Source organism: Sphingomonas swuensis (assembly GCF_039538045.1).
Lineage (GTDB): Bacteria > Pseudomonadota > Alphaproteobacteria > Sphingomonadales > Sphingomonadaceae > Sphingomicrobium > Sphingomicrobium swuense.
The window spans coordinates 638,906-663,725 of the sequence record NZ_BAABBQ010000001.1 but is presented as its reverse complement, the minus strand read 5'-3'; the positions used below and the strand labels follow the sequence as shown (position 1 = coordinate 663,725).

The window sequence follows — 24,820 nt, the reverse complement described above, 5'->3', positions numbered from 1 at the left end:
TCATGCTGGTCTACGGCGACCATGAGCAGGAGGTCGTCCCCGCCCGGTGCCTGCAGGAGCTCGCCTCGGACGAGGGCCGGTGGCTTGACCATGACCGCCTGCGCGCCCGCTTCATCACCCTCGCCGGACTCGCCCAGGCCGTCGCCGACCGCGACTTCCGGGCGGCCGGGATCGATCGGCGTCGTGCCGCGGAGGACGCGCTCCTCAACGCCCTGATGGATCAAGCCGGCGCGCTGATGCACTCGTGGGACTTGGGCTGTCCCGGCGCTCTTGCCCCGCCAATCCCGCCGATCCCCGTTCTCCCCGACAATGTCCTAGTCCGGCTGCCCGAAGGCTATGCCTTCTACGCCCTCTACCCCGAGGCCTATGGCCTGGCGGCACGGATGCTTGCGCTCGAGGCGCGGCCACGGCTGATCGGCCTGCGCAGCATTGGCGCGGGGCTCGCCGCCATTGCCGCGGCGGCGCTGGGGGCGCCTCGACCCGTGACGCTGCGCCCGACCGGCGATCCCTTCCGCCGCGAACTTCGCCTCGACGAGGGGCTGGCCGCCGAACTGCTCGAGGGGCCGGCGCATTATGTCATCGTCGACGAGGGGCCCGGCCTGTCCGGAAGCAGCTTCGGCTGCGTCGCCGACTGGCTCGAGGCCCGCGGCGTGCCCCGCGACCGCATCGCCTTCCTCCCCGGCCACGACGGCGATCTCGGCCCAGAGGCCGACGCCGCCCACTGCGCGCGCTGGGCCAAAGCGCAGCGCCCGGTCGCCCGCATCGACGGCCTGCGTTCGTGGGTCGAGCAGCTTACCGGGCCGATCGACCGCTGGGATGACCTCTTTGCCGGCGCCTGGCGCCCGCGGTGGAGCGCCGACGAGCGGTCCTGGCCGCCGGTCACGCCTGCTTGGGAGCGCGCCAAGTTCCTCGTTCGCGCCGACGGTGTCGAGTGGCTGGTCCGCTTTGCGGGACTAGGGTCAATCGGTGAGGGCAAACTCGCCCTTGCCCGCTTGCTCCACCGCACCGGCTTCGGACCCGAGGTCGCCGGCCTGACGCACGGCTGGCTGGTCCAGCGCTGGCATGCCGAGGCGAGCCCGACGCAGCCGACGCTCGATGAGCTCGCGTCTTATCTCGCACTCCGCGCCACCCTTCCCGCGGGCCCCGGCGCGTCGCTTGCCGAGCTGGTCACGATGGTTCGGCGCAACGTGCCCGCTCTGTCCCGCTGGAATCCGCCCGCAGACGTGCTGCAAGCCAGGGTTCGGCCGGTGACGATCGACGGGAGGCTCGCTGCGCACGAGTGGCTCCGTCTGCCGTCCGGTCAACTCCTTAAGGCCGATGCGCTCGACCATCACCAGGCGCACGACCTCGTTGGCTGTCAGGACCTCGCCTGGGACGTGGCGGCGGCCGCGATCGAGCTCGACCTCGCCCGGTCCGAGGTCACCGCCCTCGAGAAGCTGCTCGGCTGCGATCCCGAACTCCTCGCCTTCTACCGGATCGCCTACGCCGCCTTCCGGTTGGGTGCGCACCGGATGAGCGAAGCGATGGTCGGCTCCGACGAGGCCGCGCGTCACCGCGCCGCCGCGCACCGCTTCGAGCTAGCGCTGGTAGATGGCGTCGAGGACCCGTGCGACCTCGACCAGCCGCTCTGCCTCGGGGTCGAACGCCGAGCCTGAGGCGAGCCGCCTGGCCCAGTCCGCCGCCGCCCGGCCACCCCAGTCGCTATCGGGCTCGGCCGCATGCCAGCGCTCGGTGCCGGCGGTTCGGAACGCCTCGAAGTCGGTGTAGCTGCCGCCGACATTGCGGAACAGGCCGCCGCCGCCGGTGCCGTAGAAGTCCGCGGCGATCTCGCACATCTTGCCCGCCGGCAGCTTCCACGAGCAGGCCAGCCGGACCACCGCGCCATTGCCGAGCGTGAGCGTCGCGACCGCATAATCCTCGCAGGTCGTGGCCGCATCGGCCAGCGGCTTGCCGCCGCTCATCAGATGGCTCTCGACCTTCACCACCTCGGGCCACTCCATCGCCCACAAGGCGAGGTCGACGAGGTGCACGCCAAGGTCGATGACACAGCCGCCGCCAGACTGCGCGGGGTCGAAGAACCAGTCCTTCCCCGGGCCATAGGCGTTGTGGAAGACGAGGTCGGCCGCGAACGGCTGGCCGAGGTCACCCGACGCGATCGCCCGGCGGATGGCCCGCATCCCGTTTGTGAAGCGGTAGCTGAGATCGACGCCGAGCAGCTTGTCGGCCGCCCTTGCCGCATCGACCACAGCCCTGGCCTCCGCCGCGGTCCGCCCGAGCGGCTTCTGGCAGAAGACGGCGAGTCCCGCCTCGAGCGCGCGGATCGACTGCTCGGCATGCTGCGCCGAGGGGGTTGCGACGACCAGTCCGTCGAGATCCTGCGTCAGCAGCTCGTCGAGCGTTTCGGCAACCACCGCGTCCGGCACCAGCGCCGCCGCTTCCTCGCGCATTTCGTGGCTAGGGTCGGCGATCGCGGCGACTTCGACGAGGCCGGTGCCGAGCATCGCTTCCATCCGGTTGCGACCGATCCAGCCGATTCCGAGGAAGCCTAGCCGGGGCTTGTCGCTCATGGTTCGATGATCGCCTTGAGGAAGCCCATCGGCCGGTCGCGGGTGGCGTCGAGCGCCTGCGCCAGTTCATCGAGCTTGTAGCGATGGGTGTAGAGCGGGCTGGGGTCGAGACGTCCGCTCGCGACCGCGTCGACCGCCTCGCGGATCCCGTCCATGTAGACCTGCGGGTCGCGCTCGTGCGCGTTGATCACGTCGATCCCGCGCCAGTTCCAGAGCCACATGTTGACCGTCCGCGGGCCGTCCTGATGATAGCCGGCGACGATCAGCTTGCCGCGCTCGGCGGTAAGCTCGCCGGCGAGGTCGAGCGGCCACTGCTTGCCGACCGCCTCGATCACCCGCTCGCAGAACTTGCCGCCGGTGAGCTCCTTGACCTGCTCGATGATCTTGTGGTGATCGGTCATCGGGATGGTCTCGGTCGCGCCGAACTCGCGCGCGACCTCCAGGCTGTAGTGACGCCGGCTGATCGCGATGACCCGCGCGCCCGCGTCGGTCGCGAGCCGGGTCAGAAGCGCGCCGAGGAAACCGATACCGACGATCGCGACGGTCTGCCCGGCCTTGATGTCGGCGCGGCGAAAGATGTTGAACGCACAGCCCAAGGGCTCGCCCGGGAAGGGCTGTCCGGCAAGCGCCTCCGGAAGCTTCACCACCTTGTCTGCGTCGGCAAGATCATGGCTGGCGTAGCTGTTGTAGCTCAAGGCCGCGATCCGGTCGCCGACCGCCAGACCTTCGACCCCCGGGCCGACCGCCTCGATGGTGCCCCAGCCCTCGTGGCCCATCCCGCCCGGCTCACCGGGATATTGCAGCCACTCGGGGCCGCTCCACGGACCGAGGTTCGAGGCGCAAACGCCGCACCCTTCCAGCCGTACCCGGACCTGCCCTTCGCCCGGCTCCTTCTTCGGCAGTTCGGACACGGTGATCGTCTGCGGCGCGGAAAGAACGGCCGCGCGCATGGTGGTGGTGTCTGGCAAGAGGCTCCCCTTCGTTCCAGCCCCTCAACGAGAGGGGCTGGAGAAGGTTGCTGCCCCGCTCAGGCTTCTTTGACCCGCAGCGTCGCCATTGCCGCCAGCGCCATCACTCCCGCGGCAAAGGCCATCGTCCAGATCGGCTCGCCCGGGAAGAAGGCCTTCATGATCGACCCCATGACGGTCGCCACCAGCAGCTGCGGCACGACGATGAAGATGTTGAACAGGCCCATGTAGGTGCCGAGCTTGGCCTGCGGCAGCGCGCTCGCCAGGATCGCGTAGGGCATGGCGAGGATCGAGGCCCAGGCGATCCCGACGCCCACCTCGGCGATCAGCAGATGCTGCGGATCGCGGAAGACGAAGAAGCTCGCGTAGCCGAGCGCTCCGGCGATGAGGCAGATGGCATGGGTGCGGGCCTTGCCGATCCGCTTGGCGAGCGCCGGAAGGATGGCCAGCGCGGCGATTGCGGCGACCCCGTTGTAGACCGCGAACAGCACGCCTACCCAGTTGCCGGCTTCCTGGTAGGCGGCGCTGTCGGCGTCGGTGGTCGCGAAGAAATATTGGGCGATGACCGGCGTGGTGTTGATCCACATGATGAACAGCGCCGACCAGCTGAAGAATTGCACCAGCGCCAATTGCTTCATCACCGGCGGCATGCCCGAAAAGTCGCCGACCAGGCTTCCGAGCATGGTCGCCGGACGACCCTGCTTGGCGAGCGCGATCGCGATCGCCGAGAGCAGCCCGTAGGTGATGAGCAGTCCGCCGAGGAGATACACTTCCTTCTCGAGCGCAAGCTCGACCACGGCAAGGACGACTAGCGCCCCGGCGCCGACCCACAGCAGGCTTCCGCCATAGGTTCGCGCGGCCAGTGCCCGGACCGTCTGGCTTCCGTCGCCTTCGACTTCCTCGCCAAAGCCGCGCATCTCCTCGGGCGAATATTCGCGCGTGGTCAGTACGGTCCACATCACCGCGAGGAACAGCGCGACTCCGCCGGCCCAGAAGCTCCACTTGACCGTGTCGGGAATGCCGCCGCCGGGCGCGACGTTGGCGACACCCCAATGTTCGAGCAGATAGGGGAAGAGCGAGCCGACCACCGCGCCGGCGCCGATGAAGGCGGTCTGCACCGCATAGCCCGTGGTATGCTGGTCGCGCCGCAACTGGTCGCCGACGAACGCACGGAATGGCTCCATCGAAATGTTGAGGCTGGCGTCGAGCATCCACAGCAGCACCGCCGCGGCGAGCAGCATCGGCGCCAGCGGCATCAGCAGCAGCGACAGCGCCGCGAGCACCGCACCCGCGACGAAGTAGGGACGCCGCCGGCCGAAGCGGCCGAGCCAGGTGCGATCGCTCATGAAACCGATGATCGGCTGGACCAGCAGCCCGGTCAGCGGCGCCGCCGCCCACAGCCAGGGCAGGTCGTCGATGCTCGCGCCCAGTGACTGGAAGATGCGGCTCATGTTCGCATTCTGGAGCGCGAAGCCGATCTGGATTCCGAAGAAGCCGAACGAGATGTTCCAAAGCCCCGTCCAACCCTGCCGCGGCTTCTCCAGCCGACCTGTCACCTGATCCATTACTGTCCCTCCACTCTCCCGCACGAAAGCAGGAAAGCCGAGCAGTGCCAATCCTTTGTGCAGTGCAGCAGAATAGGTATTCACAGGTGACAGTCATCGCCTCTATGGTCACAGGTGAACGCTCACGTGAGGGGGAAACAGGATGGCCGTCGTAAGTGCATCGGAGCCGGTTGACGGCTCGGTCAGCGAGGGCGTCGACGCTCCCGAGCTGCGCTATTTCGTCTTCGCGCTCTTCTTCATCTTCGGCGGCATCACCAGCCTCAACGACGTCATCCTGCCCAAGCTGAAGGAGCTGTTCACGCTCAACTATACGCAGGCGATGCTGGTGCAGTTCTGCTTCTTCACCGCTTACCTCGTGATCGGCATCCCGGGCGCGCAGCTGGTCAAGCGGATCGGCTACATGCGCGGCGCGATGACCGGCCTGCTGGTGATGATGGCGGGCTGCCTGCTGTTCATTCCCGCCTCGCGCACCGCGACCTACGGACTGTTCCTGTTCGCTCTGTTCGTGCTCGCCAGCGGCGTGGTGATCGTCCAGGTCGTCGCCAACCCGCTGATCAGCCTTCTCGGACCGCAAAAGACGGTGCACAGCCGGCTGACCTTCGCCCAGGCCTTCAACAGCCTCGGCACCACCGTCTTCCCGATCGTCGGCTCCGCGCTCATCCTCGGCGGCCTCGCCGCGGTCAGCGCCGACCAGCTCAGCGGTCCCGCGCTCGACGCCTATCGCGCGGCCGAGACGAGCGCGATCGTCAGCACCTACATCGGACTTGCCGTCGCTTTGCTGGTGATCGCCGGCGCCGTGTTCCTGTTCCGCAACCGCCTTCCGGGCGAGCAGCATGAGCGGAGCTCGCTGCTCGACGGACTGTCGCTGATCCGCCGCAAGCGCTTCGGCTTCGGCGCACTGTGCATCTTCCTCTATGTCGGCGCCGAGGTCTCGATCGGCAGCCTTATCGTCAACTATCTCCAGCAGTCCTCGACGCTTGGCCTCAGCGAGCGCGGCGCCGGCGACCTCATCTTCCTCTATTGGGGCGGAGCGATGGTCGGGCGCTTCATCGGCAGCTACTTCCTCCGCATCCTGAGCCCGGGCAAGATCCTCGCCGGCGTCGCCTGCGGCGCGATCGCGCTGATCCTGCTCTCGACCAGCTCGACCGGCACCATCTCGGGCTACAGCCTGCTGGCGGTCGGCCTGATGAACTCGATCATGTTCCCGACCATCTTCAGCCTCGCCTGCGAGCGGCTGGGAGCACGCGCGGCGGACGGTTCGGGGATCATCAACATCGCCATCTTCGGCGGCGCGGTCGTGCCGCTGCTGACCGGCGTGATCGCCGACGCAAGCGGAAGCCTCCGCACCGCGCTGCTGCTTCCGGCGCTGTGCTACGCGATCATCGCCGCCTACGGCATCTACGCCCGGCGGCCAGCTTCAAGCGACGCTTGAGCCGCGTACCTTCAAGGTAACGGGGAGCAGCCGCGGCTGCTCCTCGCGACCCTCGATCCGGTCGAGCAGCGCCTCGACCAGCGCCTGCCCTGCCGCCTTGGCATCCTGCGCGACCGTGGTCAGCGGCGGGGTCGCGTAGCCGGCGGCGGCAAGATCGTCGAAGCCGACGACGGCGACATCCTCTGGTACCCGCCGGCCGCGCTCCTGAAGCGCCTTCATCGCACCGATCGCCGCAAGGTCCGAAGCCGCGAAGATGGCGTCGAAGGCGACATGCCGGCGCTCGAGCTCCATCACCGCCGAGCGCCCCTCCTCCTCGCTCGGACCGGCGTCGCAGCGGAGCCCGTCGAGCACGCTCAGCGCGGCCTCGTCATGCGCCCGGACATAGCCGCGGTATCGGTCGAGGAATTCGGGATAGGCCTCGCTCGCGGTCCCGATGAAGGCGACCCGTCGCCGGCCGAGCCCGAGCAGGTGCCGCGTCGCCTCGTGCCCGCCAGCCTCATTGTCCGAGCCGACGATCGCGCCATATTCGGCCGCGCGCGGATTGCCCCAGCAGACGAAGTGCGCGCCGCGCCCGACCAGCTGCTCGAGCCGCGGGCGATACTGCAGGTAGTTGCCATAGCCGAGCAGCACGATCCCGTCGGCCTTGCGACTGTCCTCATAGTCGACGTGCCAGTCGTCGCTGAGCTGCTGGAAGCTGATCAACAGGTCGTAGCCGTGCGCCGCGCAGCTTCGCACCATCGATCCGACCATCGACAGGTAGAAGGGATTGATCAGCGTCTGGTCGGGGGTCGGGTCCTCGAAGAACAGCAGGGCGATGGTCCGGCTCTGCTGCCGGCGGAGCCCCGAGGCATTCTTGTCGACCTTGTAATGGAGCTGCTCGGCGGCGGCGAGGACCCGTGCCCGGGTCTCCGCGCTGACCGCCGGATTTCCCGACAGGGCACGGCTGACTGTCGGCTGTGACACACCCGCCAGAGCCGCAATGTCGAACGATGTCGGGCGCCGCTGCGTCATTGTCGCAACAGTGTAGCGACCTGAATACGTATGTATAGCGGGCCCTTGGCCTACCCGCTTTCAAAATGGCTGGTAGATTTCACCTCCGTGACAAGTGCGCTCACCCCGGTTGGGTCGGCGCACGTCCAGGAGGGGTAATTTCGACATGACATCTTCGACCTCGCTGCGCCGGCTCGCACTTGCGGCCAGCCCGTTTGCGCTCGGCCTCGCGCTGATCGCTTCGCCCGCCGCGGCCCAGACCACGCAGCCCGCCGACGCCGAGACCAAGCCGGCAACCACCGAGGACGAAGGCAATGAAGCCGCCACCCCGGCCCCGACCGAGGACGAGGCGATCATCGTCACCGGCTTCCGCCGCAGCCTCGAGAGCGCGGTTCGGACCAAGAAGAACCAGGAGCAGATTGTTGAGTCGGTGACCGCCGAGGACATCGGCAAGCTGCCCGACAACTCGATCGGTGAATCGATCGCCCGCCTGCCCGGCATCGCTTCGCAGCGCACCAGCGGCCGCGCCAACGTCATCGCCATCCGCGGCTTCGGCCCTGACTTCTCGCAGACCCTGCTCAACGGGCGCGAGCAGACCAGCACCAACGACAACCGCGGCGTCGAATTCGACCAGTATCCGTCGGAAGTCGTCAGCCAGGTGGTCGTCTACAAGTCGCCGAGCGCAAGCCTCGTCGGCCAAGGCCTCGTCGGCACCGTCGACATCCGCACCGTCCGTCCGCTCGACGTCGCCAAGCGCACCATCGCGATCGGCCTGCGCGGCAGCTATGCCGACCTCGGCAAGCTCAACTCGGGCTCGAAGGACACAGGCTATCGCGCCAGCGCGACCTTCATCGACCGCTTCTACGACGACCGCGTCGGCATCTCGCTCGCCGCTTCCTATGTCGACGAGCCCTACCAGAACCAGGAGTTCAACGCCTGGGGCTATGCCGGCGTCAACGTCAACGGCCAGAACGCCAACCTGATCGGCGGTTCGAAGTCGTTCGTCACCTCGACCCAGCTCAAGCGCTTTGGCCTCAACGGCACCTTCCAGGCCGAGCTCGCCTCGAACCTGATCCTCACCGTCGACGGCTTCTACAGCAAGTTTAAGGACGACCAGACCAAGCGCGGCATCGAGCTTCCGCTCGGCTTCGGCGCCTTCGGGACGACCTTCAACACCGGCACCTTCCAGGTCGAGGACGGCACCGTCGTCTCGGGCACCTTCAACAACGTCCAGGGCGTCGTCCGCAACGACATCTTCGCCAAGAAGGCCGACCTGTTCTCGGGCGGGATCAATCTCGCCTGGAACAATGACAATGGCTGGAAGGCATTCGGCGACGCCAGCTATTCGCGTACCGACCGCGAGGAGCTGAGCATCGAGAGCTACTCGGGCACCGGCTTCGGCGAGGGCCTCGGCGCGACCGACACCATCAGCTTCGTCACCGGCACCACCGGGACCAAGTTCAAGCCGACGCTCAACTACGGCGACCCGAACCTCATCCGCCTGACCGATCCGCTCGGCTGGGGCGGCAGCGCGACCACGCCGCAGGCCGGCTATTACAACAACCGCATCCTCGACGACGAGCTCGTCCAGGTCCGCGGCGAAGTGCAGAAGGAAATCGGCAGCTTCCTCGACGCGGTGAAGGTCGGGATCAACTACACCGACCGCACCAAGTCGCTGACGCCCGACGAATATCTGGTCCGCCTGCGCGGCGGCGCGCTTGAGCTTCCGATCCCGGCGAGCGCGCTCCTCAAGCCGACCAACCTGTCCTACCTCGGCCTCGGCCCGGTGGTCAGCTACGACCCGCGCGATCTCATCGCCGACGGCACGCTGGTGCTGGCGCCGAACACCTCGAACGACATTCCGGCCAAGGCCTACAATGTCTTTGAGAAGGTCTGGACCGGCTATGTGCAGGCCAATCTCAAGGGCAACATCGGCGCCGCCGAGCTGACCGGCAACGTCGGCGTCCAGGTCATCCACACCGATCAGAAGTCGACCGGCATCGCCTTCCTCAACGGCAATCGCGTCGACGTCAGCGCCGGCGACAAATATTGGATGGTCCTGCCGAGCGCCAACCTCAACGCGCGCCTGCCGAATGACATCGTCGTCCGCTTCGCCGCGGCCCGCGAGATTCAGCGTCCGCGGCTCGACCAGATGCGCTCGGCGATCGGCTACGGCATCAACACCACCGACCGGCCGCAGCCGTTCATCTCGGGTAGCGGCGGCAATCCGACGCTCCGGCCGTATCAGGCCAATGCGGTCGACTTCAACGTTGAGAAGTATTTCGGTGGCCAGGGTTATGTCGCCCTCCAGCTGTTCTGGAAGGACATTACCAAGTACATCGACAACGGTCGCATCGAGGACTTCGATTACAGCGGCTTCCCGCTTCCGGTCGGAGTCACCCCGCCGAGCCTGATCGGCCGTCTCGACGCCCCGGTGAACACCAAGGGCGGCAAGATGTACGGTGCCGAAGTCGCCGCGACGCTTCCGTTCAGCGTGTTCACCAGCGCCCTCGACGGCTTCGGCCTCACCGGCGGCGTCGGCTACACCAAGACCAAGGTGCGCGACTTCAACGGCAACGTCACCCAGATCCCGGGCTATTCGAAGTGGGTCGCCAACGGCACCGCCTTCTTCGAGAAGTGGGGCTTCAACGCTCGTGCCAGCGCCCGTTACCGGTCGACCTTCCTCGGCGACTTCACCGGCTTCGGCGGCTCGCCGACCCGTCGCATCGCGCTCGACGAGACGATCTTCGACGCTCAGGTCGGTTACGACTTCAACCAGGACTCGATGTTCCGCGGCCTGTCGGTCTACCTCCAGGGGCAGAATCTCACCGACGAGCGCTTCGCATCGGTCAACGGCAACGAGAACCCGCGGCAGGTTGTCGACTATCAGATCTACGGTCGCCGCTTCCTTGCGGGATTGACCTACAAGTTCTGATCGACTGACGACGAACTGGACGGCGCGTCCTTCGTGGCGCGCCGTCCAGGGAGAGAGGTTTCATGAGGATCGTCATCGTCGGCGGCGGGTCGGCCGGGTGGATGGCCGCTGCCGCACTCGGCCGAGTGATCGGCGACCAATGGACGATCGAACTGGTCGAGTCCGATGCGATCGGCACCGTCGGCGTCGGCGAGGCGACCATCCCCGCCATCCGCCGCTTCAACGAACTCATCGGCATCGACGAAGCCGAGTTCGTCCGCCGAACCCAAGGCAGCTTCAAGCTCGGGATCGAATTCGTCGGCTGGCATGGCGGCGAGGACAGTCGCTACCTTCATGCCTTCGGTCAGGTCGGGCGCGACCTCGGCCTCATCCCCTTCCATCATTACTGGCTCCAGGCCCGGGCGCGCGGCGCCGCCGAGCGGCTCGAACGCTACAGCCAGTCGGGCACCGCGGCCTGGGCCAATCGCTTCATGCGCGAGGAAGCACTGCCCGGCACCCCGCTCGGCTCGGCTACCTACGCCTATCATTTCGACGCCGGCCTCTATGCCGCCTTCCTGCGCGAGATCGCCGAAGGCCTCGGCGTCGTCCGTCATGAAGGGCGGATCAGCACCGTCCACCACGACGGTGAGAGCGGCCATGTCGCAGTCGTCGAGCTGGAGGATGGGCGCCGCGTCGCGGGCGACCTCTTCGTAGATTGCTCAGGCTTCGTCTCGCTGCTCCTCGGCCAGACGATGGGCGTTGATTTCGTCGACTGGTCCGAATGGCTGCCGATGGACCGCGCGCTCGCCGTCCCTTGCGAAAGCGTCGAGCCGGTAACGCCCTTCACCCGGTCGACCGCCCGCGCCGCGGGCTGGCAGTGGCGCATCCCGCTGCAGCACCGGATCGGCAACGGCCACGTCTACTGCAGCGATTTTATCAGCGACGACGAAGCCGCCGCGGTGCTGCTCGCCAACCTCGACGGCAAGCCGCTCGCCGACCCGCGCCCCTTGCGCTTCACCACCGGCCGCCGACGGGAGTTCTGGCGCGGCAACGTGGTCGCGCTCGGCCTTTCGAGCGGCTTTCTCGAGCCACTCGAGTCGACCTCGATCCACCTCGTCCAGTCGGGGCTGCAACACCTCATCGACCTGCTTCCGAACGGCGGCATCGATCCGGTCGACGTCGCCAAGTTCAACGACAAGCTCGTGTTCGAATATGAGCGCATCCGCGACTTCATCATCCTGCACTACTATGCCAACGACCGCGACGGTGCCTTCTGGCAGCGCTGCCGCGAGATGCGCGTGCCCGACACGCTGGCGGAGAAGATCGCGCTCTTCCGCGGCAACGGCCGCATCTTCCGCACGGCCGACGAGCTCTTCACCGAACTCGGCTGGCTGCAAGTGATGGTCGGACAGGGGATCGTTCCCCGCTCCCACCACCCGCTCGCCGACAAGCCCGGCAATGCGAACATCGACCTCTATCTCGCCGGCATCCGCGATCTGGTGCAGGCCAAGGTCGACCGCATGCCCGATCACCGAGCCTATCTGAACCAACTGTCCGAGACCCCCACGGAGGTGTTCGCTTGAGCCTGACCCTTGCCCTACTTTCGCTCGCCGCCGCGCAGCCCGCGGCTGCCCCGGCCGCCGACTATCGCAGCCGTGCTCCGCAGGACGAGGTGATCTACTTCCTGCTGCCTGACCGCTTCGACAACGGCGATCCGAAGAACGACCGCGGAGGGCTCAAGGGCGATCGGCTTGCGACGGGCTTCGACCCCTCGTCGAAGGGCTTCTACCAGGGCGGCGATCTCAAGGGGCTGGTTCGCCGGCTCGACTATATCCAGAGCCTCGGCGTCACCGCCATCTGGTTCGCGCCCATCTTCAAGAACAAGCCGGTCCAGGGCCCCAAGGGCCAGGAAAGCGCCGGCTACCATGGCTATTGGGTGACCGACTTCACCTCGGTCGATCCGCACTTCGGCACCAACGCCGAGTTCAAGGCCTTCGTCGGTGCCGCCCACGCGCGCGGGATGAAGGTCTACATGGACATCATCACCAACCACACTGCCGATGTCATCAAGTTCGCCGAGTGTGAAGCGGCCAACGCCTGCCCCTATCGCTCCATCGCCGACTATCCTTACCAGCGCCGCGGCGGACCTGCGGGCGCTGCGATCAACCCCGGCTTTGCCGGCGAGACCGACCGCTCGCCCGGCAACTTCGCCCGGCTGACCGATCCCAATTACGCCTACACGCTGAGCACGCCGCCGGCTGACCGCAACGTCAAGGTCCCGGCCTGGCTCAACGATCCCCTGCTCTACCACAACCGCGGCGACAGCACCTTCACCGGCGAGAGCTCGACCATGGGCGACTTCGTCGGCCTCGACGATCTCATGACCGAGAATCCGAAGGTCGTCGCAGGCTTCATCGACGTCTACGGCAGCTGGATCGACCGCTTCGGGATCGACGGGTTCCGGATCGACACCGCGCGCCACGTCAATCCGGAATTCTGGCAGCAGTTCGTGCCGGCGATGAAGGCCCGCGCGGCCGCCCGTGGAATTCCCAACTTCCACATCTTCGGCGAGGTGTTCGACGACAGCGGCGAGCCTGGCCGGCTGGCGCAATATACCCGCCGCGACAAGCTTCCCGCGGTGCTCGACTTCGCCTTCGCCGCGACCGCGGTCCGGGTGGTCGCGGGCAAGCAGCCGACCGAGCAGTTCCGCGGCCTGCAGATGCAGGACGTGCTCTACGCCGAGGGCGATGCCACCGCCGCGCAGCTCCCGACCTTCCTCGGCAACCACGACGCGGGCCGCTTCGCCGGTTGGATGAAGCGCGAGGTTCCGCAGGCCTCGGCCGACGAACTGCTCAAGCGCACCATGCTCGGCCACGTGCTGATGTTCACCTGGCGCGGGGTTCCGACCGTCTACTACGGTGACGAGCAGGGTTTCGTCGGCGACGGCGGCGACCAGGACTCGCGCCAGTCGCTCTTCCCGTCCAAGGTCGCGACCTACAATGACGACGACCTGCTCGGCACCGACCGTACCACTGCTGTCGAGAACTTCCGCGGCGACCACCCGCTCTACCGGCTCGTCGCCGAGCTGTCCGCGATCCGTCGCGGAAGCGAGGCCCTGCGCCGCGGTGCCACCCGCATTCTCGCCACCGAGGACAAGCCCGGGCTGCTCGCCTACAGCCGCACTTCGCCGTCCGAGCAGGTGATGGTTGCGGTCAACACCTCGGCCCAGCCGATCACCCGCAACATCGCGATCGGTGCCGACGTCACCGGCCTCTCCTCGCTTTCGGGCTCCTGCCCAGCCGTCCCGGTCGCCCCGGGAACGGTCCGTGTCACCCTCCCCGGATTTGGCCATGTCATCTGTCGCACCGCACGCTGAACCGCGGGCCGAGACGGCACCCGCGGCAGCCCAGCCGTGGTGGCGCGGAGCGGCCATCTACCAGATCTATCCGCGCAGCTTCTGCGACAGCGACGGCGACGGCGTCGGCGACCTCAAGGGCATCACCGCGAGGCTCGACCATGTCGCCGACCTCGGGGTCGACGCGGTCTGGGTATCGCCCTTCTTCACCTCGCCGATGCGCGACTTCGGCTATGACGTCGCCGACTATCGCTCGGTCGACCCGATCTTCGGCACCCTCGCCGACTTCGACGCGCTCGTCGCCCGCGCCCACGCGCTCGGCCTCAAGGTCCTGATCGATCTCGTCTTCTCGCACACCAGCGAGCAGCATCCGTGGTTCGTCGAGAGCCGCTCGAGCCGCGAGAACGACAAGTCGGACTGGTACGTCTGGGCCGACCCCAAGCCCGATGGATCGCCGCCGAGCAACTGGCAGTCGGTATTCGGCGGGCCGAGCTGGACCTGGGACGCTCGGCGCGAGCAATATTACCACCACAACTTCCTCAAGGAGCAGCCGCAGCTCAACGGCCACTCGCCGGCGGTCCAGCAGGCGCTGCTCGACATCGTCGCCTTCTGGCTCGACCGGGGCGTCGACGGCTTCCGCTTCGATGCCATCAACTTCATGATGCACGATCCGGCGTTGACCGATAATCCGCCGGTCGCGAACCCGGCGAAGCGGACCCGGCCGTTCGATCTCCAGCACCATTTCAACAACCAGTCGCAGCCGCAGATCGGCGCCTTCCTCGAGCGGCTCCGGGCCTTGTGCGACGCGCATGGCGCGGCCTTCGCGCTGGCCGAAGTCGGCGGCGAGCAGGCCGAGCGCGAGATGAACGACTATACGGCGCCTGGCCGGCTCCACAGCGCCTATGGCTTCGACTTCCTCTACGCCGACCGGCTGACCCCGGCACTGATCGCGCGCACCGCCGAGCGCTGGCCCGATCGCCCGGGCGAGGGCTGGCCGAGCTGGGCGTTCGAGAACCATGACGCCCCTCGTGCGGTGTCGCGCTGGGTCGCTCCCGAACATGCCGCGCAGTTCGCTCGCACCAAGATGCTGCTTCTGGCCTGTCTTCGCGGCTCGATCATCCTCTACCAGGGCGAGGAGCTCGGCCTGACCCAGGTCGAGGTCGCATTCGAGCTGCTCCAGGATCCCGAGGCGATCGCCAACTGGCCGCAGACCCTCAGTCGCGACGGGGTGCGCACGCCGATGCCGTGGACCGCCGACGCGCGCGGCCATGGCTTCACCGATGGCGACCCGTGGCTTCCGTTCGGACCCGACCATGCCGGCCTCAGCGTCGACCGGCAGAATGGCGATCCGGACTCGCTGCTCCACTTCACCCGCACCGTGCTCGCGCTCCGCAACGAGCATCCCGAGCTTCGCTGGGGATCGCTGGAGATCGTCGAGGCCGGCGAGGCGATTCTGCGCTTCGACCGGGTGCGCGGCTCTTCGCGGCTGCGCTGCACATTCAACCTCTCCGACCAGTGGCAGCCCGCCACCCGGAGCGGCGCCCTGTTCCACACCGGCGAGCTCAGCGCGGAAGCGCTCGGCCCCTACGCCGCTTTCATCGAGGTGATCTGATGCGTACCCTGTTTGCGTTCGCGGCCCTGTCGCTCACCGCCCCCGCGCTCGCGCAGTCGCCCGTGGTGGCGACCGCCGCCTCGCCCTCGGGCACGCTCAAGCTGACCGTCAGCATCAACGGCGAAGGCCGCGTCAACTATGCGGTCAACCGCGGCTCGGTCCCGGTCATCGGCGACAGCCAGCTCGGCTTCCTCTTCACCGACAGCCGCCAAATGCTCCGCAACATGGAGCTGAAGGACACGCAGACCCGAAGCCACGACGAGACCTGGGAGCAGCCGTGGGGCGAATGGCGGCAGGTCCGCGACCGCCACCAGGAAGTCGCGCTGACTTTCCAGGAGCGCGACAAGCTTCGCCGCACCATGCGGGTCCGCTTCCGCTTGTTCGATAATGCAGTCGCCTTCCGCTACGAGCTGCCCGAGCAGCCCAACCTCAAGACCGCCAACATCGTCGAGGAGCTGACCCAGTTCCAGATCGTTGGGCAGGGCCGCGCCTGGTGGGCGCCGGCGTTCGAGAGCAACCGCGAGGAATATCTCTACAACGACACGCCGATCACCGGCATCGGGACCGCCCAGACCCCCTTCACCATCCGCCGCGATGACGGCCTCCACGTCTCGATCCACGAGGCGGCGCTGATCGACTATTCGGGGATGAACGTCGCCCACGTGCAGAACGGGCTGCTGAAGGCGGTTTTGACGCCGTCGTCGAGCGGCCCCAAGGTAGTCCGCGACACGCCCTTCGAGACTCCTTGGCGGGTGGTGCTGATCACCCCCGACGCGCCCTCGCTCTATCAGGCCAACAGCGTCTTCCTGAACTTGAACGCCCCCAACAAGCTCGGCAACGTCAGCTGGGTCAAGCCGCAGAAATATGTCGGCATCTGGTGGGGCATGCACCTCGATACGCAAAGCTGGGCCTCGGGTCCCAAGCATGGCGCGACCACCGCCTACACCAAGCGGATGATGGACTTCGCCGCCAGGCACGGCTTCCGCGGCGTCCTCGTCGAGGGCTGGAACAAGGGCTGGGACGGCGACTGGTTCGCCACCGGTGACGAGTTCAGCTTCACCGAACCCTATCCCGACTTCGACATCAAGAGCATCGCCGACTACGGCCGCCGCAAGGGCGTCCACCTCATCGGCCACCATGAGACCAGCGCCAACATCGCCCATTACGAAAGCCAGCTCGGCGCCGGCCTCGACCTCGCCCGCGACATGGGCATGGAGGCCATCAAGACCGGCTACGTCGCCGATGCGGGCGGCGTCCAGGCGCTCGACGCCAACGGGCGCAAGGTGTTCGAATGGCACGAAGGCCAGGTCATGAGCCGCCACCATCTGAAGGTGGTCACCGAGGCCGCCAAGCGCCGCATCGCGATCAACCCGCACGAGCCGATCAAGGACACCGGACTTCGCCGCACCTATCCCAACTGGGTCAGTCGCGAGGGCCAGCGTGGCATGGAATACAATGCATGGGCGGTGCCCAAGAACCCGCCGCACTACGACACCGAGCTGGTGTTCACCCGGATGCTCGCCGGGCCGATGGACTTCACGCCGGGCATCCTCAGCCTGATGGGTCGCGGCAACACGCCGCTCAACTCCACTCTCGCCCGCCAGCTGGCCTATTATGTCGTGCTCTATTCGCCGATCCAGATGGCCGCCGACCTGCCCGAGAATTACGAAGCCAATCCGGCGCCCTTCCAGTTCATCAAGGACGTCGCGGTCGACTGGGACGACAGTCGGATGCTCGAGGGCGCGGTCGGCGACTATGCCGTCATGGCACGAAAGGAGCGCGGCAAAGCCAACTGGTTCCTCGGCGGCCTGACCGACGAGGAAGGCCGCAACCTCGACCTGCCGCTCTCCTTCCTCGACGCGGGCGCCCGCTATCGGGCCGAGATCTACCGCGACGGCGATGGTGCGGACTATCGCTCCAACCCGCGGGCGATCGCCATCGAGAAGCGTGTGGTCCGCAGCAGCGACCGGCTTGCCCTTCGCATGGCACCGGGTGGCGGCTTCGCGGTGCGCTTTGTAAAGCTCGGCAGATGATCCGCTTCCTGCTCGGGCTTTGCGCCCTCCTCTTCGCTGTTTCTGCTTCCGCACAGGCGGGCGGCCGCTTCGTCGAGTTCGACCAGCCGGGCGACATCGGCCAGGTCCATGTCACCGTCTGGCTCCCGCCCGGCTATGACGCGGCGACCAAGCGTCGCTACCCAGTGCTCTACATGCACGACGCGCAGAACCTGTTCTTTCCCAAGCGCTCCAACTTCAACAAGGTGTGGGCGGCCGACAAGGCGGCGCTCGGGCTGATCCGCTCGCGCAAGGTCGCGCCCTTCATCATCGTCGGGGTCGACCACCCCGGCGCGACCCGCTTCCTCCGCTACTTTCCGACCCGCGTCGCGAGCGCTCCGCTGCGCCAGGGCACCGAGGGCTTCGCCAAGGGCAAGCTCGGCGGCGACGAATATCTGTCCTTCCTCGGCGACACGCTGAAGCCGGTGATCGACGCCCGCTTCCGGACCCGGGTCGAGCCGCGCTACACCGCGGTCGCGAGCAGCAGCATGGGCGGCCTCATCAGCCTCTACGCGCTGACCGAGCGCGCCGACATCTTCGGCAAGGCCGCCGCGGTCTCGACCCACTCGCCGCTGATCGATCCCGACCTGCTCGCCAAGCAGCCGGCGATGGCCGAGGGCGTCAAGGCCGACTGGCGGCGCTACCTCTCGACCCGCCTCGGCGCGCCGGGCGGACGCAAGCTGTGGATGGACCATGGCACCGAGACCCTCGATGCCCATTACGCGCCCTACCAGGCGGTGCTCGATGAGGGCGTCGCCGCTGCCGGCTGGACCCGCGGCAAGGACTTCGAGAGCCGGGTCTACAAGGGCACCGCGCACGAGGAGAACGCCTGGGCGGCACGGCTGCCCGAAATGCTCGGCTGGTTGCTGAGCGACTGGCGCCCTTGATCGCGCAGCCACCGCCCCGATCCGTCATCATCCTCGGCGGAGGGACCGCCGGCTGGATGGCCGCCAACCTCCTCCAGAAGCGCTGGGGCGAGCGGGGCACGCGCGTCACTTTGATCGAAAGCCGCGACATCGGCATCATCGGTGTGGGCGAGGGTTCGACCCCGCAGCTCAAGGCCTTCTTCGACGAGCTCGGCATCGCCGAGAGCGAGTGGATGGGGCGCTGCAACGCGACCTACAAGGCGGGGATCGAGTTCGTCGGCTGGTCGGACCAGCCGGGTCACGAGCGCTATTTCCACCCCTTCCCGACCGCGGTCGACCCCTTTACCGAAGCGACCTTCTTCACCGCCACCCGCCTTCGTCGCGGCGGCGCGGACGTGGCCGCTCACCCCGACCCCTTCTATCTCGCGGCTCGCATCGCGCGCGACGGGAGGGCTCCTCTGGCGCCCGCCAACTTCCCCTTCCCGGTCGGCTACGGCTACCACTTCGACGCCTACCTCGTCGGCGCGACGCTGCGCGACGTCGCGGTCGGGCGCGGGGTCGCGCATGAGACCGCGACCATCGCCGACGTCCGTCTCGACGACAAAGGCGACATTGCCGAGCTGCAGGCGGACGACGGCCGCATCTTCTCGGCCGACCTCTACATCGACGCCAGCGGCTTTCGCGCGACCCTGATCGAGGGTGCGCTGAAAGAGCCGCACCGCTCCTTTTCGGACAATCTGTTCAACGACCGCGCGGTGGTGACGCCGACCGCGCTGCCCGCCGACGGCGCCAGGGCGATGACTACCGCCACCGCCGCGAGCGCCGGCTGGATCTGGCACATTCCGCTGACCAGCCGGGCCGGCAACGGCTACGTCTATTCGAGCCGCTACCTCGATCCCGAGGACGCCGCGGCCGAGCTTCGCGCCCATGTCGGTGCCGAGCCCGACGCCGAGGTCCGCCACCTGTCGATGAAGTGCGGCCGGATCGAGCGCAGCTGGGTCCGCAACTGCCTCGCGGTCGGGCTCGCGCAGGGCTTCCTCGAGCCGCTCGAGGCGACCGCGCTGCACATCGTCCTCGCCACGGTGAAGGGCTTCACCGACGCCTATGAGAGAGGCGACCGCGACGGCTTCAACGCTGCCATCGCCCGCCGCTACGAGGGCATCCGCGACTATATCGTCTGCCATTATCGCACCGCCCAGCGCCGCGACACCGACTATTGGCGCGACGTCACCGCGAACGACCGGCTGAGCGACAGCCTCAAGCGCGTCATCACCGCCTGGTTCAGCGGCGAGGATGTCGAACAGGAGGTGCTTTCGCAGGGGATCGAGGGCTATTACCCGCCCATGTCCTGGCATGTCATGCTCGCCGGCTACGGCAATTACCCCGCCGCCTCGCGGCTTCGTCCGCTGCCGGCAAGCCCCGTCGACCTAGCCGAGGTCGAGCGCTTCGTTGGCGGCTGCGCATCCAACTTTCCCACGCATCAGGCAGCGCTCGCCCGCCTTGCCGAAGCAGAGGCGGCCTGATGACCGACAAGGCGACGACCCTGATCCTGTTCGGCGCGACCGGCGACCTTGCCGCGCGCATGCTCCTGCCCTCGCTCTACGGACTTCACCGCGACGGGCTGCTCCCACCGGCGCTGCGCATCGTCGCCACCGCGCGCTCGGCGCATGACGACGCGAGCTTCCGCGCCCATGCGCATGAGGCGCTCAAGGCGCATGTCCCCGACAGCTTCTTCGACGAGGACGCCTCCGCCGCCTTCCTCGAACGGCTGAGCTACGTCACGCTCGATGCGACCGACGGCGCGGGCTATCAGCGGCTCGCCGAAGCGGTCGGCCCATCCGGCGAGACCGCCATCTTCCTCTCCACCGCGCCTTCCCTGTTCAAGCCGACCATCGACAATCTGAAGGCGGTCGGCCTCGCCGGAGGCCACGTCCGGCTCGCGCTCGAGAAGCCGCTCGGCACCGACCTCGCGTCCAGCCAGGCGATCAACGACGCGGTCGCCGCCGCCTTCCCCGAGGAGCGGACCTTCCGGATCGACCATTATCTCGGCAAGGAGACAGTCCAGAACCTACTCGCGCTCCGCTTCGCCAACCTTTTGTTCGAGCCGGTGTGGAGCTCCAACCACATCGACCATGTCCAGATCACCGTCTCCGAGACGGTCGGGCTGGAGGGCCGCGACGACTATTACGAGAAATCGGGCGCGCTTCGCGACATGGTCCAGAACCACATGCTCCAGCTGCTCGCGCTAGTCGCGATGGAGCCGCCCTCGCACTTCGACGCGACCGCCGTCCGCGACGAGAAGGTCAAGGTGCTTCGCTCGCTCCGTCCGATCCGGGCCGAGGAGACGGTGATCGGACAATATGGCGCGGGCGCGGTCGGCGGGCAGCCGGTCCCGGCCTATGCCGAGGAGCTTGGCCGGCCGAGCGGGATAGAGACCTTCGTCGCCTTGAAGGCCCATGTCGACAACTGGCGCTGGGCCGGCGTCCCCTTCTACCTTCGCACCGGCAAGCGCCTGCCCGCGCGCCGGACCGAAATCGCGATCCAGTTCCGCGACCTGCCCCACTCGATGTTCGCCGGCCGCGGCGCCAATGCCGCGCCCAACCGGCTGATCATCGCCATTCAGCCCGAGGAGAACATCACCCTCGAACTGATGGCCAAGCAGCCCGGTCTCGACCGGGGCGGGATCCGGCTTCGCCGCGTCGAGCTCGACATCGAACAGGCCGACGCCTTCGCCGACGTTCGCCGCCGCATCGCCTACGAGCGGCTTCTGCTTGACCTCATCGAGGGCGACCCCACCTTGTTCGTGCGCCGCGACGAGGTCGAAGCCCAGTGGCAGTGGATCGACGGGATCCGCGCCGCCTGGGACCAGGCCGGGCTCACCCCGCGCGGCTATGGTGCGGGGAGCTGGGGTCCGTCGGCGGCCATCGCGCTGATCGAGCGCGACGGGAGAAGCTGGAATGACTAAGCTCGACAGCCGCCTGTCGGCCGTGACCGACCGCATCATCGAGCGCTCGCGGCCGACGCGCCGGCGCTATCTCGACCTCATGGCCCGGCAGGCCGAAAGCGGCATCTCGCGCCCGCGGATGAGCTGCGGCAACTTCGCCCACGGCTTCGCCGCCGCTGAAGGCGACAAGGGCGCGATCCAGGCGATCCGCGGTCCCAACCTCGGCATCGTCACCGCCTACAACGACATGCTTTCGGCGCATCAGCCCTATGCCCGCTATCCCGAGCAGATGAAGATCTTCGCGCGCGAGGCGAGGGCCACCGCGCAGGTCGCGGGCGGCGTCCCGGCGATGTGCGACGGGGTCACTCAGGGGCAGGACGGGATGGACCTGTCGCTGTTCAGCCGCGACGTCATCGCGATGAGCACCGCGGTCGCACTTAGCCACGGCATGTTCGAAGGCGCGGCCCTGCTCGGCATCTGCGACAAGATCGTCCCCGGGCTGCTGATCGGCGCCTTGCGTTTCGGCCACCTGCCGATGCTGCTGGTGCCCGGCGGGCCGATGCCCTCGGGCCTCCCCAACAAGGAAAAGCAGCGCATCCGCCAGCTCTATGCCGAGGGCAAGGTCGGCCGCGACGAGCTGCTCGCCTCGGAGTCCGCGAGCTACCACAGCCCGGGCACCTGCACCTTCTACGGGACCGCCAACTCGAACCAGATGATGATGGAGCTGATGGGCCTTCACGTCCCCAACAGCGCCTTCGTCCAGCCGGGCAGCGGTCTTCGCCAGGCGCTCACCCGCGCCGCGGTCCATCGCCTCGCCGACCTGTCGGCGCGCAAGGATCGTCCGCTCTCGGCCTGCGTCGACGAGCGCTCGATCGTCAACGCGATGGTCGGCCTGCTCGCCACCGGCGGCTCGACCAATCATGCGATCCACCTGCCCGCGATCGCCCGCGCCGCCGGGATCGTGATCGACTGGAAGGATTTCGACGACCTCTCGGCCGCGGTGCCGCTGATCGCGCGGGTCTATCCCAACGGCTCGGGCGACGTGAACGACTTCCACTATGCCGGCGGGATCGCCTTCGTCGCGCGTCAGCTCGGCGAGGCGGGGCTCATTCACACCGACATCGTCACCGCCGGCGCCGACGACTTCTCGGCCTGGACCGCGCATCCCGAGATGGACGGCGAGCAGCTCGTCTGGCGCGAGGTGACCGAGAGCCGCAACGACACCATGCTTCGCCCGGTAAGCGATCCCTTCCTTGCCGACGGCGGGATGCGCCTCGTCGCCGGAAACCTCGGCCGCGCGACTCTCAAGACCAGCGCGGTCGATCCCTCGCGCTGGACAATCGAGGCGCCCGCCTGGATCTTCTCCGACCAGGGCGATGTGCTGAAGGCGTTCCAGGCCGGCGAGCTCGACCGCGACGTGGTGGTTGTCGTCCGGTTCCAGGGCCCCCGCGCCAACGGCATGCCCGAATTGCACAAGCTCACCCCGGCACTCGGAGTCCTCCAGGACCGTGGCCACCGCGTCGCGCTCGTCACCGACGGCCGCATGTCGGGCGCCAGCGGCAAGGTCCCGGCCGCGATCCACTGCTCGCCCGAGGCGCTCGGCGGAGGTCCGCTAAGCCGGCTGCAGGACGGCGATCTCGTCAGGGTCTGCGCCGCGCGCGGCGAGCTCGAGGCGGTCGGCGTCGACCTCGCCTCCCGCGAGCCCGCCCCCGCCCCGCCCCCGCCCGTAGGCACCGGCCGCGAGCTTTTCGCGCTGATGCGCCACACCGCCGACGATGCCGAACGCGGCGCCTCGGCGATGCTTCACGCCATGGAACTGGAACAGGCATGACCCGCCGGATCGTCGCCGCCGACATTGGCGGAACCCACGCCCGCTTCGCCCTCGCCACGATCGAGGGCGGCCGGGTCTCCTCGCTGGATGAGCCGGTCACCCTCAAGACCGCTGACCATGGCAGCTTCCAGCTTGCCTGGGAGGAGTTCGGCCGGCAGTCGGGCGAGCCGCTTCCGCCCGCTCTGGCAATCAGCTTCGCCGGGCCGGTCGGCGGCGATCTGCTCAAGCTGACCAACAATCCGTGGGTCATCCGTCCCGCGCTCATCCCCGAGAAATTGGGGGCGACCGACTATGTCGTGGTCAACGACTTCGGCGCCGTCGCCCACGCGGTCGCGGCCTTCGACGGTAGCGCCTACACCCATCTGTGCGGTCCCGACGGTCCGCTTCCCGCCAAGGGCATGGTCACCATCCTCGGGCCGGGTACCGGGCTCGGGGTGGCCGGGCTGCTGCTCGACGACGGCCGCAGCCAGGTCATCGAGACCGAAGGCGGCCATGTCGACTTCGCCGCGCTCGACAGCCTCGAGGACCGCATCCTGACCGAGCTCCGAAAGAGCTTCCGCCGGGTCTCGGTCGAGCGCATCCTGTCCGGGCGCGGCCTGATGAACCTCTACGAGGCGCTCGCCGCGATCGAGGGCAAGCCCGCCACCATCCACGACGAGAAGGCGCTGTGGACCGCGGCGATGGACGGCAGCGACAGCCTCGCCGCCGCCGCGCTCGACCGCTTCTGCCTGACCCTCGGCGCGGTCGCCGGCGACCTCGCCCTCGCACAGGGCGCGGTCGCGGTCGCGATCGGCGGCGGTCTCGGCTTCCGCCTGCGCGATCATCTCCCCCGCTCGGGCTTCCGTGACCGCTTCATCGCCAAGGGCCGCTTCGAGCGGCGCATGGACTCGATCCCGGTCAAGCTCATTACCCATCCGCAGCCCGGCCTGTTCGGCGCCGCCGCCGCCTTCGCGAAAGCCTTTTCATGAACATCGACACGGTCATGCAGTCCGCCCCGGTCATCCCGGTGCTGGTGCTCGACGGCAGCCACGATCCCGCCGAGCTCGCGACCGTTCTGGTCGAGGCCGGGCTGCCGGTACTCGAAGTGACGCTCCGCACGCCGCAGGCACTCGACTCGATCCGTGCCATGGCGGGCGTGCCCGGCGCGACCGTCGGGGCCGGTACTGTCCTCAACCAGCGCCACCTCGACGAGGCACAGGAGGCCGGGGCCCGCTTCATCGTCGCGCCCGGCCTGACCGAGCCGCTCACCCGTGCCACTCAGGCGAGCGGGATTGCCTATCTTCCCGGCGTCGCCACCGCCGGCGACATCATGCGCGGCCTCGACCTCGGCCTGACCCGCTTCAAATTCTTCCCCGCAGAATCCTCGGGCGGACTGCCGGCCCTGCGCAGCCTCGCCGGACCTTTCGGCGCGGTTCGCTTCTGCCCGACCGGCGGGATCACCGAAGCCACCGCGCCCGACTGGCTGGCCGAGCCCGCGGTCAGCTGCATCGGCGGAAGCTGGCTGGTGAAGAAGGGCATGAGCCTCGACGAGATCGGAACAGCTGCGCGCCGGGCGGCAACTCTTCGTTAGTCCGACGAGGGGCACTCCCCCTCCCCCCGATCCCGCGGCGAGGAATTACTTCCACGATCCAACGGAATTGGGAGCTTTCCTTAATTGGCCGTTGGGAACCACTCCGGTAGGGCCGTGGCCCGAGTGACATGAGTGTTTGGTATGACGTGCGTAGC

Annotated in this window: 17 protein-coding genes; 13 read left to right on the top strand and 4 right to left on the bottom strand. The window is 67.9% G+C overall.

Annotated features, from left to right (window positions below):
* Positions 1-2 precede the first annotated feature (2 nt).
* Positions 3-1,655: a hypothetical protein gene (locus tag ABD727_RS03265; RefSeq protein WP_344705956.1), complete on the top strand. Its 1,653-nt coding sequence runs from the start codon at positions 3-5 to the stop codon at positions 1,653-1,655.
* On the opposite strand, the gene ABD727_RS03260 is transcribed toward ABD727_RS03265, so the two are convergent.
* The 3 genes from ABD727_RS03260 to ABD727_RS03250 are packed head-to-tail and all read right to left on the bottom strand — an operon-like array spanning position 1,578 to position 5,100.
* On the bottom strand, positions 1,578-2,567 hold the full coding sequence (locus ABD727_RS03260) for a Gfo/Idh/MocA family protein (protein WP_344705955.1): 990 nt from the start codon (positions 2,565-2,567) through the stop codon (positions 1,578-1,580). The two genes, ABD727_RS03265 and ABD727_RS03260, sit on opposite strands and share 78 nt — an antisense overlap.
* Positions 2,564-3,535 (bottom strand): MDR/zinc-dependent alcohol dehydrogenase-like family protein, encoded by a 972-nt coding sequence (locus ABD727_RS03255; RefSeq protein ID WP_344705954.1) that lies wholly within the window; start codon positions 3,533-3,535, stop codon positions 2,564-2,566. The genes ABD727_RS03260 and ABD727_RS03255 overlap by 4 nt, the downstream gene beginning before the upstream one ends.
* A gap of 59 nt (positions 3,536-3,594) precedes the next feature.
* Positions 3,595-5,100, bottom strand: coding sequence for an MFS transporter (locus ABD727_RS03250; RefSeq protein ID WP_344705953.1), 1,506 nt, complete (start codon positions 5,098-5,100; stop codon positions 3,595-3,597).
* A 142-nt stretch (positions 5,101-5,242) separates the two neighbouring features.
* Between ABD727_RS03250 and ABD727_RS03245 the strand changes: the two genes are divergently transcribed.
* Positions 5,243-6,532: a sugar MFS transporter gene (locus ABD727_RS03245; RefSeq protein WP_344705952.1), complete on the top strand. Its 1,290-nt coding sequence runs from the start codon at positions 5,243-5,245 to the stop codon at positions 6,530-6,532.
* On the opposite strand, the gene ABD727_RS03240 is transcribed toward ABD727_RS03245, so the two are convergent.
* Complete coding sequence (locus ABD727_RS03240) at positions 6,518-7,543, bottom strand: LacI family DNA-binding transcriptional regulator (protein WP_344705951.1); 1,026 nt, start codon at positions 7,541-7,543, stop codon at positions 6,518-6,520. The two genes, ABD727_RS03245 and ABD727_RS03240, sit on opposite strands and share 15 nt — an antisense overlap.
* Positions 7,544-7,688: 145 nt before the next feature.
* Between ABD727_RS03240 and ABD727_RS03235 the strand changes: the two genes are divergently transcribed.
* From ABD727_RS03235 to eda, 11 genes are all read left to right on the top strand, one after another.
* Entirely contained in the window at positions 7,689-10,457 is a 2,769-nt protein-coding gene (locus ABD727_RS03235; RefSeq protein ID WP_344705950.1) for a TonB-dependent receptor, read from the top strand.
* Positions 10,458-10,519: 62 nt separating this feature from the next.
* Complete coding sequence (locus ABD727_RS03230; protein ID WP_344705949.1) at positions 10,520-12,019, top strand: tryptophan halogenase family protein; 1,500 nt, start codon at positions 10,520-10,522, stop codon at positions 12,017-12,019.
* Entirely contained in the window at positions 12,016-13,812 is a 1,797-nt protein-coding gene (locus ABD727_RS03225) for an alpha-amylase family glycosyl hydrolase (protein ID WP_344705948.1), read from the top strand. Before ABD727_RS03230 ends, ABD727_RS03225 begins: the two co-directional genes overlap by 4 nt.
* On the top strand, positions 13,787-15,403 hold the full coding sequence (locus tag ABD727_RS03220; protein WP_344705947.1) for an alpha-glucosidase: 1,617 nt from the start codon (positions 13,787-13,789) through the stop codon (positions 15,401-15,403). The genes ABD727_RS03225 and ABD727_RS03220 overlap by 26 nt, the downstream gene beginning before the upstream one ends.
* Positions 15,403-17,436, top strand: coding sequence for a glycoside hydrolase family 97 protein (locus ABD727_RS03215; protein WP_344705946.1), 2,034 nt, complete (start codon positions 15,403-15,405; stop codon positions 17,434-17,436). The genes ABD727_RS03220 and ABD727_RS03215 overlap by 1 nt, the downstream gene beginning before the upstream one ends.
* Positions 17,433-18,341 (top strand): alpha/beta hydrolase, encoded by a 909-nt coding sequence (locus ABD727_RS03210; RefSeq protein ID WP_344705945.1) that lies wholly within the window; start codon positions 17,433-17,435, stop codon positions 18,339-18,341. The genes ABD727_RS03215 and ABD727_RS03210 overlap by 4 nt, the downstream gene beginning before the upstream one ends.
* Positions 18,338-19,843 (top strand): tryptophan halogenase family protein, encoded by a 1,506-nt coding sequence (locus tag ABD727_RS03205; protein ID WP_344705944.1) that lies wholly within the window; start codon positions 18,338-18,340, stop codon positions 19,841-19,843. The genes ABD727_RS03210 and ABD727_RS03205 overlap by 4 nt, the downstream gene beginning before the upstream one ends.
* Positions 19,843-21,285 carry a glucose-6-phosphate dehydrogenase gene (gene zwf, locus ABD727_RS03200; RefSeq protein ID WP_344705943.1) on the top strand — a complete coding sequence of 481 codons (1,443 nt, stop codon included), beginning with the start codon at positions 19,843-19,845 and terminating at the stop codon, positions 21,283-21,285. The genes ABD727_RS03205 and zwf overlap by 1 nt, the downstream gene beginning before the upstream one ends.
* Positions 21,278-23,095 (top strand): phosphogluconate dehydratase, encoded by a 1,818-nt coding sequence (gene edd, locus ABD727_RS03195; protein ID WP_344705942.1) that lies wholly within the window; start codon positions 21,278-21,280, stop codon positions 23,093-23,095. The genes zwf and edd overlap by 8 nt, the downstream gene beginning before the upstream one ends.
* Complete coding sequence (locus tag ABD727_RS03190; RefSeq protein ID WP_344705941.1) at positions 23,092-24,063, top strand: glucokinase; 972 nt, start codon at positions 23,092-23,094, stop codon at positions 24,061-24,063. The genes edd and ABD727_RS03190 overlap by 4 nt, the downstream gene beginning before the upstream one ends.
* Positions 24,060-24,665, top strand: coding sequence for a bifunctional 4-hydroxy-2-oxoglutarate aldolase/2-dehydro-3-deoxy-phosphogluconate aldolase (gene eda / locus ABD727_RS03185; protein WP_344705940.1), 606 nt, complete (start codon positions 24,060-24,062; stop codon positions 24,663-24,665). The genes ABD727_RS03190 and eda overlap by 4 nt, the downstream gene beginning before the upstream one ends.
* Positions 24,666-24,820: the final 155 nt, after the last annotated feature.